The organism is Pseudomonas sp. GW458-11-26-14-LB4, assembly GCF_059423925.1.
In genome coordinates, this window is the sequence record NZ_JBWKYU010000013.1 from 126,253 (window position 1) to 141,550 (window position 15,298).

Annotated in this window: 10 protein-coding genes; 2 read left to right on the forward strand and 8 right to left on the reverse strand. The window is 62.7% G+C overall.

The window, feature by feature from the left end:
* Positions 1-60: 60 nt before the first annotated feature.
* From AC07XZ_RS18405 to pvdM, 5 genes are all read right to left on the reverse strand, one after another.
* Entirely contained in the window at positions 61-2,541 is a 2,481-nt protein-coding gene (locus AC07XZ_RS18405; RefSeq protein WP_102686979.1) for a TonB-dependent siderophore receptor, read from the reverse strand.
* Positions 2,542-2,654: 113 nt separating this feature from the next.
* Positions 2,655-4,304, reverse strand: coding sequence for a cyclic peptide export ABC transporter (locus AC07XZ_RS18410; protein WP_085747863.1), 1,650 nt, complete (start codon positions 4,302-4,304; stop codon positions 2,655-2,657).
* 109 nt (positions 4,305-4,413) lie between these two features.
* Positions 4,414-5,301: a dihydropyoverdine dehydrogenase gene (pvdO, locus tag AC07XZ_RS18415; RefSeq protein WP_102686980.1), complete on the reverse strand. Its 888-nt coding sequence runs from the start codon at positions 5,299-5,301 to the stop codon at positions 4,414-4,416.
* Between the two features lie 39 nt (positions 5,302-5,340).
* On the reverse strand, positions 5,341-6,618 hold the full coding sequence (gene pvdN / locus AC07XZ_RS18420; protein ID WP_102686981.1) for a pyoverdine-tailoring periplasmic protein PvdN: 1,278 nt from the start codon (positions 6,616-6,618) through the stop codon (positions 5,341-5,343).
* Positions 6,615-7,985, reverse strand: a complete 1,371-nt coding sequence (gene pvdM, locus AC07XZ_RS18425; protein WP_102686982.1) for a pyoverdine-tailoring dipeptidase-like protein PvdM — start codon at positions 7,983-7,985, stop codon at positions 6,615-6,617. Before pvdM ends, pvdN begins: the two co-directional genes overlap by 4 nt.
* 218 nt (positions 7,986-8,203) lie before the next feature.
* On the opposite strand from pvdM, the gene pvdP reads away from it, so the two are divergent.
* Positions 8,204-9,829 carry a pyoverdine maturation tyrosinase PvdP gene (gene pvdP, locus AC07XZ_RS18430; protein WP_102686983.1) on the forward strand — a complete coding sequence of 542 codons (1,626 nt, stop codon included), beginning with the start codon at positions 8,204-8,206 and terminating at the stop codon, positions 9,827-9,829.
* 58 nt (positions 9,830-9,887) lie between these two features.
* Here pvdP and AC07XZ_RS18435 read toward each other — a convergent pair whose 3' ends face one another.
* Genes AC07XZ_RS18435 through AC07XZ_RS18445 form a run of 3 tightly spaced genes read right to left on the reverse strand, consistent with a single transcriptional unit; the run spans position 9,888 to position 14,427 of the window.
* Entirely contained in the window at positions 9,888-11,282 is a 1,395-nt protein-coding gene (locus tag AC07XZ_RS18435) for an efflux transporter outer membrane subunit (protein WP_102686984.1), read from the reverse strand.
* A 7-nt stretch (positions 11,283-11,289) separates the two neighbouring features.
* Positions 11,290-13,263, reverse strand: coding sequence for a MacB family efflux pump subunit (locus AC07XZ_RS18440; protein WP_102686985.1), 1,974 nt, complete (start codon positions 13,261-13,263; stop codon positions 11,290-11,292).
* The gene (locus AC07XZ_RS18445; protein WP_102686986.1) at positions 13,264-14,427 is read right to left on the reverse strand and encodes an efflux RND transporter periplasmic adaptor subunit; all 1,164 of its coding nucleotides are present in this window, start codon (positions 14,425-14,427) and stop codon (positions 13,264-13,266) included.
* Between the two features lie 321 nt (positions 14,428-14,748).
* Between AC07XZ_RS18445 and AC07XZ_RS18450 the strand changes: the two genes are divergently transcribed.
* Complete coding sequence (locus AC07XZ_RS18450; protein WP_085747855.1) at positions 14,749-15,231, forward strand: sigma-70 family RNA polymerase sigma factor; 483 nt, start codon at positions 14,749-14,751, stop codon at positions 15,229-15,231.
* The last annotated feature ends 67 nt before the right edge of the window (positions 15,232-15,298 follow it).

Genomic DNA, 15,298 nt, shown 5'->3' on the forward strand with positions numbered 1-15,298 from the left:
AGACAAATTCGCAGGCCAAAAAAAACCCCGCAATGCGGGGTTTTTTCATGGGCGCTGTAATCAGAAGTCTGCTTTGACCGACATCACGAAATTGCGCGGATCGCCGTAGAAGTTACCGAAACCTTCGGTGCCCACTGTGGCGTAGTAGCGTTTGTCGAACAGGTTGTTGCCGTTGAGGGCGACGGACCAGGTGTCATCGATGCGGTAGCCGATGCGACCGTTCCAGACCGCGTAACCCGACTGGGTGATGTTGTCACCGCCCAGTGGCGAGGTGCGGTAGTTGCCGCTCTGGGCGTTGACGCCGGCACCGATGGTGACGCGATCCAGAGGGCCGCTCAGGCTGTAATCACCCCAGACGCGCAGCAGGTGACGTGGTACGTAGGAGTTGTAGATCACGCCGTCCTGGGTGGCGTCGGCATCTTCCAGCACTTTGGTCTGGGTGTAGGTGTAGCCGGCCAGCAGTTGCAGGCGATCGATCACTTCACCGCTGACTTCCGCTTCGAAGCCCTGGGCGCGGACCTTGCCGGAGTTCAGCGAGCAGGAACTGTCTTCACAGCGCGGGTCATCCTGGGCCGCATCTTTCTGAATGGTGCGGAACAGGTTGAAGGAGCTGTTCAGGCGACCGTCGAACCACTCGCCCTTGATCCCCAGCTCGTAGCTCTGGCCGATCAGGGGTTTGAGGGTGCCGCCGTCGATGGTCTTGTAGCCGCCTTGCGGGGTGAAGATATCGGTGTAGCTGGCGTACGCGGTCAGGTTGTCGTTGAGATCGAACAACAGCCCGGCAAACGGGGTGACCTGTCCGGTTTCGGTGGACTTGGTGTTGACCGGGGTGCCTTCGCCGCGGAAGTACTGCACGGAGTCGGTGTCGGACTTGTACCAGCTGACACGGCTGCCCAGCACGAAGGTCAGTGGATCTGCCAGCTTCAGGCGGGCGGTGGAGTAAACACCGTATTGCTTGATGTGCATATCTACCGGACCGCCCCGGGAGGCATTGGCCAGGTAGTAGCTTTCGTCAGGCTGGGGCAGGTGATGGTTCGGGTTCAGTACGTTCTGGCGCTGTGGCAAGGCCGCCACGGCGTAGAAGTCATCCTTGTGGGAACGGCTGGCGTTGGCGCCGACGGTGAGTTCGTGCTGCTGGCCGAACGCGTCGAATTTGCCGTCCACGTAGGCATCGAAGCCGTAGTCGGTCTGCTCGTAGTCGTAGATGCTCCCCAGCATCAGCGTGTTGGAGCTGGTGGCGCCTACCGGCACCGCGCCGCTCGGGAACGCGTACTCCATGTCCTGGGTGTTGCGCGAGAAGACCCCGGCCACTTTCAGGGACCAGTCGTCGTTGAACTGGTGTTTCACGTCGCCGAAGTAGGTGGCGCGTTTGCTGCGCTGGTTGTTCCACGAGGTGTTCAGGCAGGTGGAGCGCTTGAGGTGCAGGTCGGAGCCATCGGCGTAGCGCGGCAGACCGCCCCAGCAAGGCGTGGCGTCGACGTCTTCATAGGCCATGCCCAGGCCCAGGGTGGTGTCGGGGCTGAGGTCGAAGTCCAGGGCACCGTAGTAGATCTGGTCCTTGCGGCTGGCCACGTCATAGAAGTACTGACGGGTCTGCTGGGTGACCACGGCGCGGCCACGGATGGTGCCGGCGTCGTTCAGCGGGCCGCCGGTGTCGACCTGACCGCGATAGTTGTCCCACGAGCCTGCCGAAAGCGACAGTTGGGTGTGCGGGGTGTCCTGGCCGCGCTTGCGCACGAAGTTGACGCCACCGGCCGTACCGCCTGCGCCTTTCATCATGCCGGCAGCACCGCGCAGCACTTCGACGCGGTCATAAATGGCCATGTCGCTGTTGAAGCTGTCGGCTTGTACGTAGCTGCTGCCGATGTCCAGCGGCACGCCGTCGTACTGGTACTGGCCGGTCATGCGGAAACCGCGCGAGTAGAAATACTTGCCGCCCATGGGCGAATCGTAAACGGTGATGCCCGGAGTCTTTTCCATCACTTGTTCGATGGTGTTGAGGTTCTGGTCGTCCAGCATCTTGCGGGTCATGACCGTGACCGACTGCGGGGTTTCCTTCAGCGAGTGCACGCCCTTGCCGATGGTCACGCCACCGGTGGTGTAGGAGTTGCTGCCTTCGGTAGTGGCCGTCAGTCGTTGCCCATCGATGTTGGTCGGTGCCAGTTCCATCGCGCTGCCGGTGGCGGGGGCCAGCAGGGTCACGGTATTGCCGTCACGCTGATGACGGATGCCGGTGCCCTTGAGGATGGCCGCGATGGCGCTGTCGTCCGCATACCGGCCGTTTAGGGCGGTGGAGCGCAGGCCTTGCAGGCTTTCCGGGCTGTAGATGATTTGCAGACTGGTCTGCTGACCGAGCGATTGCAGGGCCTGGGCCAAAGGTTGCGCCGGGATGTTCAGGGTCCATTCCTGGGCCTGGACATACGGGGCGACGGCCAGCGTCATTGCCAGTCCCAGGCCGGTGGTGGCCAGACGGGAGCGGGTAGCACCGTGCATGAGCAGGGCTCGGGTCAGTGGGCGAAGCATGAAGCGGGATGCGGACATGAGGTTAAGACCTTGGCAGGTATAGTTGTTAATGGTTCTTATTCATCTCATTAAGACGAGAAAGCCGCGGTAAACCGGAAAATATTTTTCCGGTCTGGCCGCGGCTTCGTCGATCAAGCGGTTTGCAGTTCGCTTTTGACCTTTCCGGCCTCCATGCGCACCAGTTGATCGGCAACGTCGAAGTAACGGTCATCGTGGGAGATCACGATGATGGTCTTGCCCAGCCGTTTCAGGTCGGGCAGGAGTTCGGTGTAGAAAATCCGCCGGAATGTCGGGTCCTGATCGGCGGCCCATTCGTCGAACACCAGCACCGGGCGCTCTTCGAGCCAGGCGTTGACCAGTGCCAGACGCTTGCGCTGGCCGGTGGACAGATCGGTGGTGGTGAACGCTCCGTCGCGCACGCTGACCTTGTGCGCGATCTCCAGGCGTTCGAGGTAGCGGGTAGCGTCCTGCGGTACTTCGCGGTCTCCCTGGATCAGGTCGTCGAACAGGTAGTAGTCGGCAAAGATCGTGGTGAAGTTCTGGCGGTAGTCGTCACGGTTCAAAGCGGTGATCGGCTGGCCGTTGACCCGGATCTCGCCTTCGGTCGGCGCATACAGGCCCAGCAGCAGTTTGATCAGGGTGGTTTTGCCGCAGCCGTTTTCACCGACGATGAACACGATGTCGCCTTGCTCGATGCGCAGGTTGACCGGTCCGAGGCGGAACGGTTCGCTGCCTGCAACCGGCGGGAAGGCATAACGCACATTGTTCAATTCCAGACGGTTGACGGCACCGGGCTTCTTGCCCTGGTCTTCCAGCAGCAGGTGCGGCTCGGGCGAGGAGAACTGCTCGCTCAGTTCGGCAATCCGGCGGAAGGCAATCTGCGCGCGGCTGATGATCGGCAGTGTGCTGACCAGATGTTCCAGCGGGCCCTTCATGTACAGCAGCACCAGCACAAAGCCGCTCATCACGGCCTTGTCACCGCTCGGCCAGAACGATTGCAGGGCCAGTGCCATACCGATCACCACGAAGAACAGCATCGATCCGAAGGACTTGGCGATCACGAACGTGTTGATGGATTTGATCTGGGTGTCGCAGATCTTTTCGGCAGTCTTCTGGATACCCGACACAAACATGCGCTGGCGGCGCGGGCGATGGATGCGCAGTTCCTTGGCACCTTCGGCGATCGCGTTGTAGTGCTTTTGCAGCTCGTCTTCGGAGTCGCGCGCCGCATAAAAACCGCGCATGCCCTTGGCGCGGGCAATCGCCTGGATGGTGGTGCCGATGGCGATTGCCACCAGCATCATCAGGAACATCGGCCAGGACAGCATCGCCAGATAACCGAGGCAACCCAGGGTCACGGTCATGGAAATGGCCAGCGGTGCAAACGCGAAGGCGAAGTCGCTGATGGTGTCCACGTCGTGGGTCAGCACCGGAATCAGGCGGTGGCTGCGATAGCGTTCGATCTGGTCGATCGGTGCCGACAGCACTTTCTCCCCCAGCTCTTTGCGCAGGCGGGCAATGATGTGCTGGCCGACGTAGTTGGTGCCGATGTCGGACAGGATCGTGGTCAGCAAGGCCAGGGCGCACAGCCCGGCGAAAATCATGACCACGGTGCGGGTCAGTCCGTCGGCCGAGTGCAAGGCGTTGTTGATGGTCGCCAGCAGCACGGTGACGCTCAGGCCGCCGATCATGCCGAGCACGATGGATACGCAGACAATCAGGCGGAAGGGCTTGAGCAGGGCGAACAATTCGTTGATCGCCCCACGCGTTGGCTTGGTCATGGAGGATTCCTGCTTCGGTGCGGAGGGAGTGCCGGTATGTAAGGAAAACGAATGGTCACGTGGTTTCTTTAAACGACCGCAGACGGGCTGCGGTCGCTGACAGGCGGGATCAGAGGTCGCGCACTACGCGAAAGCCCAGCCAGTCGCCCTTGCTGGTCGGCCAGCTGCTGTTGCGGTTGCCGGAACGGGAAAACACCGGTGCTTCGCCCCAGTCGTTGCCGCGCATGACCTGGCGTTCGCAGTTTTCCTGCACCCACGGACGACCGTCGTTGGGTACGCCGGAGTAATCCTTGTGATAACAGTCAGCCGTCCATTCGTAGACGTTGCCGTGGGCGTCGTACACGCCAAAGGCGTTGGCCGGGAAGGTGCCGGCCGGGGACGTGAAGTTGTAACCGTCGGCGGCGCCGTAGGTGTTGGCGTGTTTGGAAATCTGGTAATCGCTGCCTTCGTCGAACGGGAACGGGAACGATCCGGTGCTGCCGCCACGGGCCGCGTATTCGCGGATCGATTCGCTCGGCAGGCGGTAGCTGTGGCCGGTCTTTTTCGACAGCCAGTCGATGTAGCCCTGGGCTTCGGCCACGTTCATGCAGACGGCCGGGTCGCGTTTGGTCTGTTTGAACTCGGGCTTGCCAGCGGTGCAGCGGCGACCCGGGCGATCATCGAAGTCATAGGGCTTGGCGCCGGTCTCGCGGACATATGCATCCCACTCGCCGACCAGCACCTGAAAGCGGCTGATGGCGAACGGTCGGGTGAAGGTCACTTCGTGGCGCGGGCCTTCGTCGGGTTCGCGGCCGACTTCGTCGTCCGGTGTGCCCATGGTGTAAGTGCCGGTCGGCAACACCACCATTTCCGGACAATCCTTGCAGTCCTTGAACACTTTGCCGGGGGCCGGCGGGGTGGCTGCCAGGGCGGCGCCCGGCAGAAGGCCCGCGCACAGGGCGGTCAGGGCCAGGGCGGGCAATGCCTTGAAGGTGATTGAGGCGTGAGGCTTTTTCATGAGTCGTCTCTGTTTAAAGTAAAACCGGGGGCGCAGGGGTCAGGCGCGCAGCGTCTTGCGCAGCAAATCGAGGAAACGGTCCACTTCGGCTTCAGTGTTGAGCAGACCGGGCGCGGTCCGGATCACCGGGCCGACGTCGCGGCTGACGGCATCGCAGACCACGCGGTGTTTCATCAGGCGGGCGGCGATGTCATCGCTGTCACGGCCCTTGACCCGGAAGAAGCTGAAACCGGCAGAGAACTCCGGATCGACCGGGGTCACCAGTTCGACATTCGGCTGTTCCAGCAAGCGCTGCTTCAAATAGCTGTTGAGCTGATGGATGCGCGCCTGCACGTCGGCCTTGCCCAGTTGCAGGTGCAGCTTGAACGCTTCGTCCACCGCCCAGCGATGTTCGAAGGCGTGATAGCCGCCGGGCGTCATGGTGTTGGCGAAGGTCGTGGCTTCGGAGAAGGTCGGCACGCTGGGGCTGACGTATTTCACTTCGTCACTGCGACTGCAGACGATGCCGGTGCCGCGCGGGCCGAACATCCATTTGTGCGTGCCGGCGATGAAGAAATCGCAGTTCATCTGCGGGAAGCTCAGGTCTTCGACACCGAAACCGTGCACGCCGTCGACCACGTAAATGATCCGGTCCTTGTCGTCGCGGTTTCGGTTGTGTTCGTCGACGAGGCGGGCAATGTCGGCGATCGGCAGTTTCACACCGCTGCCCGAGTGCACCCAGGTCATGCCGAGAACGCGGGTTTCGGGGCGGATGTTGCGATTGATGATGTCGAGCACCTGATCCGTCGAAACGCTTTGCGGGTTCTCGAACAGCGTGAGCTTGCGCACCCGGGTGCCGTCGCGGGCGGTACGGAAGTCGAGGATGTTGCGGGTGGAGTAATGCTCGTGAACCGTGGTCAGGATTTCCTGGTCCGGGCGTACGTGCACACTGCCGTAGATCATCGCCAGACCTTCGGTGGTGCTGCCGGTGAGGGCGATCTGGCTTGGCCTGGCCTGCAAGTACTGGCCGGCCCAGACCCGCACGTTTTCTTCGCGCTGTTCGGTGACGCCCAGATCCCAGTCCATGGCCAGGCCCGGATTGCGGTCGATGTCCGCACGATGGCGAGCGATAGCCTCGCGCACGGGCCTTGGGTGCGATGTCACCAGGAAGTTGGCGAAGTGGATCGCGTCCGGATCCTGTTCGAACATCCCGCGCAAGACCAACCATTTGTCCTGCGGCGAAGCGGCGGCGCGGGCCGGTTCAGCCAGGCTCACGCCCAGAGGCAGGGCGGCGGCCAGTACGCCGGCCTGCTTCAGAAAAGTGCGGCGGTCAGTCATGGTCGGGTCGTGTCCTGACGGGAGATCAGGGCAGGTTTGGCGGCTTTCTGCACCTGATCCCAGACCCGCAGGAAGTTGCCGCCCCACAGCTTGGCGATGTCGGCTTCGGAGTAACCGCGCTGGATCAGTTCGGCGGTGACGTTGCGGATCTCGCCGACGTTTTCCCAGCCCCTGATTCCGCCGCCGTCATTGAAGTCCGAAGAGATGCCGACGTGGTCGATGCCGATCTTGCGCACGGTGTAGTCGATGGCGTCGCCGAAGTCCTTGAGAGTGGCTTTCGGTTCTTCTTCGAGAATCCCGTACAGGCCGCTGGCGTACTGGCCGAGTTTCTGTTCCGACCAGGCGGTGATGATCGGGTCGCCCGGCATCAGCGCCATGGCCAGGTTCGGCAGAGGCGGCAGATCGAAGCGGGCGCGCAGGGCGTTGAGTTTGTCCTGGGTGCCCTGGGTCAGCGGTTTGAGGTACTGCGAGAAACCGACCACCTGCACCACGCCGCCGCTGTTCTTGATCAGCTGCAGTTCCTTGTCGCTTAGATTACGCGGAATGTCCACCGCCGCCCTCGGCGCCGAGTGCGAAGCCACCAGCGGAGTGCGGCTCAGTTGCGCAACCTGCTCCAGGCCCTTGGTCGACATCTGCGAGACGTCGATGATCACGCCCAGGTCGTTCAGGCGGTGCACGGCCTGTTTGCCGATGTCCGAGAGGCCGTCGAGCGCATCCGGGGAATCATTGAAAAACGGCAACGGGCGCGAGGAGTCTGCCCAGCTGTTGTTGCCGATATAGCTGAAGCCGAACATGCGCATGCCACGACCGGCCCACAGGTCCAGTTTGCTCAGGTCGTTGCCCAGCGGGTAGGCGTTGAGCATGCTGATGAAAATCGCAAACTTGCCTTCGCCATGCAGGCGGCGGAAATCGTCAGGGGTATAGGCGATGCCGACCTGATTGGGGAAGTCGCGCACCAGGCCCGAGATGATCTTGTAGCGCACTTCCTGTTGATTGCGGGCCTCTTCGACGAAACCGTCGGTGGGGCGGTGAGGCGCGTTCGGGCCGTTCCACATTTCCGGCCAGCCGAACACCGTCAGCGCCGCGCCGGACAGCCGTCCACGGTTGGCCTTGATCAGGTCGAACTGCCCGGAGCCGTCCTTGTCGGCTTCATTGCCATGGGCGCCGAAACTCAAGGGCACGGTGATGTGGCTGTCGAACGACAGGATCCGCTCCTGCAGTTCGGTGGCCTGTTTCATCACCTTGACCGGGTAGCCGGGGTTGTCCCTGAACCAGTAATCCCAGGCCAGAAAGCCTGCGCCGGCGCTGATCGCCAAGGCCAGCGGCAGGCCGATGTATAGAGCCTTTTTCGAACGCGGTTTTGTCATTGCCATCTCATTCAGGTTCGCCATCGAGGTACAGGCGCAGGGGCCTTTGCTATCTGGGAGGAACGACTGGGGAGGCAAAGAATTTAGCGAGGCGGCAAAAGAACGCGCGAACGCGGTCCGGGCGTTCGGAGATCTTTTCGGGCAGGCGATAAATTTGTCGCACCAGCAAACGTTCTAGCTTGGATAAAGCCTGCTTCATGGCTGACACAGGTAGGGCAATGACGATCTCTCGACGCTGGTTCATGGCGGGCATGGCACTCACGGGCGCTGCGCTGCCTGCCGCTTTTTATGCACATCGTGAGCTGACCCGCGAGGAGGAGCCGATCACGCCGGGCGAGGCCACGGTGGATCTGGCGGACACTGCCGGCCAGCAGTTGGCCGATAACCTGCGCGGTGTCTGGGACATCCGTTTCACAGGCGCCGATGCCGGGCTCGACGGCCTGCCCCGTGAAGGCCTGGAGTTGTTTCTCGATATTGCCCAGCGTGGGCGCGGCTTGCGCGGCTGTCTCGACACCGGCGCGCGGTTGCGGGGCGACGGTTTGCCCCGCTATGACGTCATTGGCGATCTGGTCTCGGGTAATGGCGCGCAGTTGTACTGGCGTCTGATGCGCACGGACCAGCCACAGGCGCCGGCGGTCTACGAGCTCAATGTCAAACTGGACGAAGTCTGGGCGGCCTTCGGCAATGCCGGCAGCGGCACGTTCACCGGGCAGGTGCTGCGCCTGGATCGGCCGCTGGGTTTGCCGGAGCTCGATAACCGGTTCATCGCCATCAAACGCCGTTTCCCCGAGGCGCGTGAGCGAACCGGTCTGAACCCGACGTTGCTGGCGTGGCTGGTATCGCCCGAGCATCGCCTGTTTCACCAGCTCTGGCATGCCTCGCGGGACAAGTGGCACAAACTGTCCGAGAAAAAACGCGACGCGTTGCGCGGCATCGGCTGGCAACCCGGCCCGCGTTACAAGGAGCGTGATGCGCGCGGTCCGCGCAAGGATCGCAACGGCTCGGGCATCGACTTCTTCTTCATGCACCGGCACATGCTGGGCACTGCCCGTTCGATGCAGGACTTGCCGTCCTGGTTGAAATTCCCCGCGCCGCAACCGGAGCTCGAGCGTGATCGTCTGGGGTTCGCCCGCTACTTCGACAACCACGACGGCGATGCCTTGCCGCCGACCTGGCTGACGGAAGGCGATGACGAATACACAAAGTGGGTCAGCGACATCAAGACGGCCGAGACCTACCACAGCAACTTCCAGGTCTGGGAATCGCAGTACACCGATCCGCGCTATCTCTCGAAGCTGACGCTCGGTCAGTTCGGCTCGGAAGTCGAGCTGGGCCTGCACGACTGGCTGCACATGCGCTGGGCATCGGTGGCCCGTGATCCGTCCAACGATATTCCGGTGCCGATGGCCCGGGATCAGGCTGACTTCGCGGCGCGCTGGTATGCCCCGGAAAACGATTTTCTCGGCGATCCGTTTTCCTCCCATGTGAACCCGGTGTTCTGGCGTTTCCATGGCTGGATCGACGACCGCATCGAAGACTGGTATCGCGCTCACGAACGCTTTCATCCAGGTGAAGTGAGCCGCCTGCAAGTCAATGGCGTCCAATGGTTTGCACCGGGGCGCTGGGTCGAGGTCGATGATCCGTGGCTCGGCCCCGACACCCATGGTTGCAGCACCGTTCCCGGCCTTCAGGCGGGACGTTCGGTGGAGATGGACCCGGAGACCATGAAGCTGGCATTGCGCATCACGTTCGGCGATGAAGACAACATGGCCGACCTGTTCCGCAAAGTGCCGCAGCGGCCGTGGTACGCCAGGCATCTGAAGGTCAAGGGGCGACAACTCTGAAGGCAAAAAAAATCGCAGCGTCGGGCTGCGATTTTTTTTGCCTTGAACAAAGCGCTGTTCAGATGACTTGCCAACCCCCGCCCAGCGCCTTGTACAGCGCGATGCTGGCCTGCAGGCGTGACAGCCGCAGCTGCACGTTCATGTCCTGGGCGGCATACAGCGTGCGTTGAGTCTGCAACACCGTCAGCAGATCCTCGGCGCCGGCCTGATAGCGGCTCTGGGCGATATCGAACGCGGTCTGTGCCTGGCGCAGTTCCTCGCCTTGCCATTGACGCTGTTCATCGAGGCCGCGAATGCTCGTCAGGGCTTTTTCCACGTCCGCGAAACCATTGATGATTGCGCCGCGATAGGTCTCCAGCAATTCTTCCTGGCGCGCCGTGGCCTTGTCGCGCTCGGCACGCAGGCGGCCATTGTTGAAGATCGGTGCCACCAGACCTGACGACAGGTTGTAGAAGGTCGTGCGCAGCAGATTCGATGCGAGGTCCGCGCCGGTGCCGAGGCTGGCGGTCAGCGTGACCTTGGGCAGCATGGCGGCGCGGGCGACGGTCACATCGGCCTGGGCGGCGGCCAGTCTGGCTTCGGCGCTGGCGATGTCCGGGCGCCGTTGCAGCAGATCGCTGGGCACACCGCTGGCGATGTCCGGCCATTGCAGTTGGGCGAAAGCCTGTCGGGGTGTCGGCAACTCCTGCACCGGTTGGCCGAGCAGCGCGGCCAGGGTGATCAGTGCCTCGCGGGCCTGTTGTTGCACCAACGGCAGTTTGCGCTGTTGTTCGGCGACCAGGCTTTTCTGCTGAGCCAGTTCCAGCGCGGTGGCGCTGCCAGCGTCGTAGCGGGTCTGCACCAGATGCAGAACGCTTTGCGCATTGGTCAGATTGAGTTCGGCGATCCGCGCCTGTTCGCGCAGCGCCAAGGCCTGTGTGTAGCTATTGGCGACGGCACTTTGCAGGGTCAGTTCCACCGTCGAGCGATCGAACTCGCTGGCCTGCACGCCGAACACCGCGCTGTCCCGGGCGGCGCGTTTGCCGCCCCAGAAATCGATTTCGTAACTGGCGCTCAACTCGGCGTCGTAGTAATCCAGCGAGCGGTTGTCGGGGTTCACGTCGAGCTGGCTGTAGCCTTTGCCGTGCAGGAGTTTCTGGCGATTGGCATTCAGCCCGGCCTTGACCTCGGGCAGCAGCGGCGCACCGGCGATTGTCGCGCTGGCCTGCGCCTGCCTCACTCGGGCGACGGCGGCGGCCAGGTCATGGCTGCCCAGTCGGGCCTGTTCGATCAGATGATCGAGTTCCGTGCTGCCGAAATGAGTCCACCATTGTCGATCGCTTTGGCTGGCGCCGGGATGTTCGGGCGATTGCCAGGCGGGCGGTGGTTGCAGGCCGCTGTTGGGGCGTGGCGCGGGGCTGCCGCAGGCCGCCAGCAAAACACTGGCGGCGAGAAGTGTCAGGGGGGCTTTCATAGGTCGATCATTCACTGGTGAGGGCCTTGACCGGATCGAGCCGGGCGGCCTTGCGGGCAGGCATGAAGCCGAAGATGACACCGGTGGCCAGCGCGCAACCGAAGGCGCCGAACACTGCAATCCACTGGAACGCCATGGCGACGCCGCTGAGTTGCAGCACACCGCCGACCAGCATCGCCAGGCTGATCCCGGCAACGCCGCCGACCACCGAGAGCATCACTGCCTCGGTCAGGAACTGGCGCAGGATGTCGCGCTGACGGGCGCCGGTGGCCATGCGGATGCCGATTTCCCGGGTACGCTCGCGCACGGTCATGAGCATGATGTTCATCACGCCGATACCGCCCACCAGCAGGGAAATGGCGGCAATCGCGCCGAGCATCAGCGACAGCGTGCCCTGGGTTCGCGCCTCGGCCTGAATCATGGCGGCGTTGTTGGTCAGCTCGAAATCCTTTTTGCCGTTGTGCCGGCGCAGCATCGATTGCTTGATGGCCTGCTCAGCCTCCTTGACCTTGCGGGCATCGCGCGCAGCGATGACCACATACTCGGGATTGCGGCTGCCGAACAGGCGCATGCTGGCGGCGGAGTAGGGCACGGCGATCCGGTTGTCACTGTCCGAGTCGCCAGAGCTGGAGCCTTTTTCCGCAAGGACTCCGAGCACCTGGAACGGTACGTTTTCGATCAGGATGTATTGACCGACGGGATCGGCGACATCCTTGAGCAGCTTGTCGCGAACCTTGGTGCCGATTACCGCCACGGCAGCGGCGCTGTCTTCGTCGGCTTGCGTGAAGTAGCTGCCCTGGACCACCGGCCAATTGAAAATGGTCGGGAAATTGGTGTCATTGCCGCCCACGTAACTGGTGTGGTCGGCATTGCCGAAGCGCACGCCGGCGGTCGAGCCGTTGACCGGCATGATGCGCTCCACCTGGGGCAGGGCGGCCAGTTCGGCAACGTCATCGAGGGTGATGATGCCCGGTGGCGTGCGCGGGTTTGGGGCGGCGCCGCTGAGGTAAATGATGTTGGAGCCGAAGGCGCCCATTTGCGCCATCACCTGGCGCTTGCTGCCTTCGCCCACCGCCAGCATCACCACCACGGACGCGACGCCGATGACGATGCCCAGCAGGGTCAGCGCGGTGCGGAATCGGTTGACCCACATCACTCGCCACGCCGCTTGCACGGCGTCCACCAATTCGCCTTTCCAGGCGCCGGTCTGGGTGCTGCCGGTGTTCAGACGCTCGCGCAGATCCACGGCCTGCAATGCGCCGGAACCGACGGCGGGCGAGGGGGGCGATGACGGATCGGCGGTGTCGCTGATGATCAGGCCGTCGCGGATCTCAATGATGCGCTTGGCGCGTTGCGCAACTTCGCGGTCGTGGGTGATGAGAATCACCACATGGCCCTGATCCGCCAGTTCATCGAGCAGGGTCATGACTTCGGCGCCGCTTTGGCTGTCGAGTGCACCGGTGGGTTCGTCGGCGAGAATGATATGACCGCCATTCATCAGCGCACGGGCAATCGATACCCGCTGCTGCTGTCCGCCGGAGAGTTGGTGCGGGCGGTTGGCGGTGCGCCCGGCAAGACCCAGGCGAGTCAGCAACGCGTGGGCTCGGGCGTGGCGTTCGGCGGCCGGTGTGCCTGCGTAGATGGCCGGCATTTCGACGTTTTCCTGGGCCGAACCTGACGGAATCAGGTGATAGCCCTGAAACACGAAGCCGAACGCCTCGCGTCGCAGCCAGGCCAGAGCGTCGGTGTCCAGCCGCGCGACCTCTTCACCGGCAAACAGGTATTCGCCGCTGGTCGGTCGGTCGAGGCAGCCGAGGATGTTCATCAGTGTCGATTTGCCGGAACCAGACGCGCCGACGATCGCCACGAATTCGCCGGCATGAATCGACAGATCTATGCCGCGCAGCACTTCCACCCGCGGACTGTCGCCGCCGCCGTAGGCTTTGCGGATCTGCCGCAGGTCAATCAAGGGCGTTTGCATTCAGCCTCCGTTGCCAGTGGCCGGGCTGCTCAGGACATGATCGCCTTCGACAAGTCCTTCAAGGATCTGCGTGCGCAAGCGGTCGCGGATGCCGGTGCGCACTTCCCGGGACTGGACGTCGCCATTGGCGGCGACCACCTGCGCCAGTTGCCAGTCCGCGCGAGCGCTGCGTTGCAGGGCGGCGGTGGGCACGGTCAGGGTGTTCTGTGCCTGCTGCGAAACAAAGAACACCTGGGCGGTCATGTCGGTCATCAGGGTGTTATCGGCGTTATCGACATCCAGCAATACCGTGTAAAGCACCACTCGTTCGCTGCCACTGCGACCGCTGGTGGGGCTGGCGCCCTGACTCTGTTCGAGCGGGCGCGGCGGCACCGGCAGAATCTGCCGTACGGTACTGCTCCAGCGACGGCTGCCGCCGCTGAGGGTGGTGAAGTAAGCGGTCATGCCCGGTTTGACGTGACCGATGTCGGCCTCGGAGACCTCGGCCCACACGGTCATCGGAGAGAGCCGCGCGATCCGCAGAATCAGCGGGGTCTGCTGTTGCGCGTTGAGTGTCTGGCCTTCCCGGGCGCCTACCGCCACCACCGTGCCGGACATCGGCGCATAGATGCGCGTGTAGCCGAGCTCGGCTTCGTCGCTGCGCAGACTGGCTTGCGCCTGGCGGATCTGCGCCTGGAACATGTCAATGCGCGCCTGCGTGGCGCGCACTTCGGCCCGGGCGGTCTGGACGTCTTCCTCGCGGGTGGCGCCGCCGGCGGCGAGTTTTTGCTGGCGCTGGTACTTTTGCTGCGCCAGCTCATGCTGGGCGCGTTGCTCCTGCAACTGCGCCTTGAGGTTCTCGATGGAGAACCGGCCTGCGTCGAGCTTGGCCTTTTGCGTGGACGGGTCGATTTCCACCAGCAACTGGCCTTCCTTGACCACATCGCCGGCCTCGACATGAATTTTCTGGATCTGCCCGGACGCCTGGGCACCGACATCCACATAGCGCCTCGGTTGCAGGGTGCCGAGTGCAGTCACGCTGTTTTCGATATCGCCGCGTGTCACTTGAACGGTGGCGAGGGTCTCGCGGCCCGGCGGCAACACCTGCCATGCAGCAACAGCGATGACAGGGATCAGGCAAAGGGCAACGAACAGGGCGCGTCGGGCGGGGCGGGGACGTTTCATGCAGGGTTCCGGCCAGTGGAATTCGGCCCGTCGTTCAGCAGGTGAACAGGTTCGGTGGGTCGCTGAACGCTGTCGCAAGGCACGACAGACACGGGGAGCTGTCCTGTAAACGATGAATGCGCAAGGGAATTTAAGTGCTCACACACGAAGTTACAGGTTGCCCGGCAGGACTATTTGTCTGGTGAAGAGAATCACTACTTTAAATCTATATGAGAATTACTATAAATTACGCCCCTCAAGTTGCCACTATCTTGCTACTGCCCACTGGGCGGTCAGGATCGGGCTCAAGGACAGAAACCGCACCCCACGCGGCCGGGAGTCATGTTGGAAAACTACTATCGCGAATTGGTGTGTTTCCTGAACGCCAAGCTCGGCAACCGCCAGGTCGCCGAAGATGTGGTGCATGACGCTTATGTGCGGGTGCTGGAGCGCTCCAGCGACACGCCGATCGAGCAACCCCGGGCTTTCCTCTACCGCACCGCGCTCAATCTGGTAATCGACGACCATCGGCGCAATGCCCTGCGTCAGGTTGAATCACTGGATGTGCTCGACAGCGAAGAACGCTATTTCACTCCGTCCCCTCACAGTACCTTCGACCACAGTCAGCGCCTGGAGATGCTTCAGCGTGCCCTGGCAGAACTTTCGCCGCTGTGCCGCGAAAGTTTTCTGCTGCGCAAGATCGAAGGTCTGTCGCACCCCGAGATTGCCGAACACCTAGGGATTTCCAAGGCTCTGGTGGAAAAGCACATCGTCAACGCCATGAAGCATTGCCGCCTGCGCATCAAACAATGGGACGCCCATTGAGCCGTCGTCGTTAAATTTTATTTCACTGTCCTCGTTCCTACTCAACAGACGATCTGCTGTCCTGCTC

Coding starts and splice junctions, on each gene's coding strand:
- AC07XZ_RS18405 (WP_102686979.1), bottom strand. CDS start 2,541: ATGTCCGCATCCCGCTTCATGCTTCGCCCACTGACCCGAGCCCTGCTC.
- AC07XZ_RS18410 (WP_085747863.1), bottom strand. CDS start 4,304: ATGACCAAGCCAACGCGTGGGGCGATCAACGAATTGTTCGCCCTGCTC.
- pvdO (WP_102686980.1), bottom strand. CDS start 5,301: ATGAAAAAGCCTCACGCCTCAATCACCTTCAAGGCATTGCCCGCCCTG.
- pvdN (WP_102686981.1), bottom strand. CDS start 6,618: ATGACTGACCGCCGCACTTTTCTGAAGCAGGCCGGCGTACTGGCCGCC.
- pvdM (WP_102686982.1), bottom strand. CDS start 7,985: ATGACAAAACCGCGTTCGAAAAAGGCTCTATACATCGGCCTGCCGCTG.
- pvdP (WP_102686983.1), top strand. CDS start 8,204: ATGACGATCTCTCGACGCTGGTTCATGGCGGGCATGGCACTCACGGGC.
- AC07XZ_RS18435 (WP_102686984.1), bottom strand. CDS start 11,282: ATGAAAGCCCCCCTGACACTTCTCGCCGCCAGTGTTTTGCTGGCGGCC.
- AC07XZ_RS18440 (WP_102686985.1), bottom strand. CDS start 13,263: ATGCAAACGCCCTTGATTGACCTGCGGCAGATCCGCAAAGCCTACGGC.
- AC07XZ_RS18445 (WP_102686986.1), bottom strand. CDS start 14,427: ATGAAACGTCCCCGCCCCGCCCGACGCGCCCTGTTCGTTGCCCTTTGC.
- AC07XZ_RS18450 (WP_085747855.1), top strand. CDS start 14,749: ATGTTGGAAAACTACTATCGCGAATTGGTGTGTTTCCTGAACGCCAAG.